The organism is Methylophaga sp., assembly GCF_965655755.1.
GTDB lineage: Bacteria > Pseudomonadota > Gammaproteobacteria > Nitrosococcales > Methylophagaceae > Methylophaga.
Window position 1 is genome coordinate 39,432 of the sequence record NZ_CBFHHW010000025.1, and the last position, 1,335, is coordinate 40,766.

2 protein-coding genes are annotated in these 1,335 nt (G+C 43.8%); one reads left to right on the plus strand and one right to left on the minus strand.

Going from position 1 to position 1,335, the window contains the following annotated elements; all coding sequences use genetic code 11:
- Positions 1-1,016, plus strand: a 1,016-nt coding sequence (locus ACTF5U_RS09220; RefSeq protein WP_438971335.1) for a methyl-accepting chemotaxis protein, incomplete at its 5' end; no start/stop codon positions are given.
- Positions 1,017-1,125: 109 nt separating this feature from the next.
- Here the strand turns inward: ACTF5U_RS09220 and ACTF5U_RS09225 are convergent.
- On the minus strand, positions 1,126-1,335 hold a 210-nt coding region (locus tag ACTF5U_RS09225), incomplete at its 5' end, for an EAL domain-containing protein (RefSeq protein ID WP_438971336.1).

The following is a 1,335-nucleotide window of genomic DNA, read 5'->3' on the forward strand; positions in this document are numbered from 1 at the left end:
TGGTTTGGTTCATGCTCAAGAACTGGGTGTTCAGATCGCTGAATAATGCGGTGAGCAAATCAAAAGAAAGAGTGAATAATCCGCTAATGGCACTTATCTATGAAGGCAGCAATGATGAAGTTGCTCAAATCACGCTGTCTAATGAAATATTGAATGCCAAACTGAGAACAATCTTAGTGCGCCTTGCCGACACCTCAGAGAAGATTCACGAAGAGGCTCAAAAAACATTTACATCTCAGAAAAATATTGAAACATCGGTAAATTCACAAGCCAGTCAGACCGATCAGGTTGCCACAGCGATGACGGAGATGTCAGCGTCTATTCAGGAGGTTGCTCGGAACGCAAGTGAAGCGGCTAATAATTCCACAGACTTAGATGCCCTGACAAAAGTCAGTGCCAATATGGCGAGCAATGCGATTGCCTCATTATCGAGCCTGGAAGACTCATTTGAGAATATCGTAGGCGTTGTCAGTGAGCTTGAAAAAGATGCCAATGAAATTAACCCTATCATTGATGTCATCAGTGAAATCGCTGAGCAAACCAATCTACTGGCACTTAATGCCGCAATAGAAGCTGCCAGGGCTGGCGATGTAGGTCGTGGCTTTGCCGTAGTTGCAGATGAGGTGAGATTACTTGCCAGTAGAACGCAGCAGTCAACGCAGGAGATTTCAAATCTCATCAAAAAATTGAATCAGGCCGTTTCCAATGCAGTGAGTGAAGTGAAAGTGAGCCAACAAAATGCCTCTTCCAGCAAAGTCGAGGTGGAGAAATCGATTAACTCGGTAGGCGACATTGCAGACAAGATTGATAAGTTGAGTGAGCTGAGCACGATGATTGCGACGGCCGTTGAAGAGCAGAGCGCCGTCAGCGAAGACATTAACAGAAATGTGGTCAAAATCAGTACTGATGCTGAAAATGTTGTCACAAATACGCAACAGGTCAATTCAAATACGCAGGCCTTAGCCGATGAATCTGAAGAGTTAAGCAATATGATAAGTCGATTTTCTGTTTCGTAAGCTTTATGACGTCAGCAAAGAAGCATCAGGCTTGCTGATACGGAAAAGAGGTTTTCTATGGATGATTGGCGCTCAGGATAATGACGAATAAAAAAGACTGTTTTCTGTTTTAATATGCTTCACCTTTATGCTCTGACTCCAGCGCTTTTTTGCAGTATTCTGCTGGCATAGGTTTAAAGAAGAAAAAGCCCTGAATTTCCTCAACGCCGAGGTTACGCACGTACTTCACTTGTTCTTCGGTCTCGACTCCTTCGGCCACCACTGTTAGATTCATTGACTTTGCAATCGCATAAACCGAATCCACAATAGGCACTTTAGA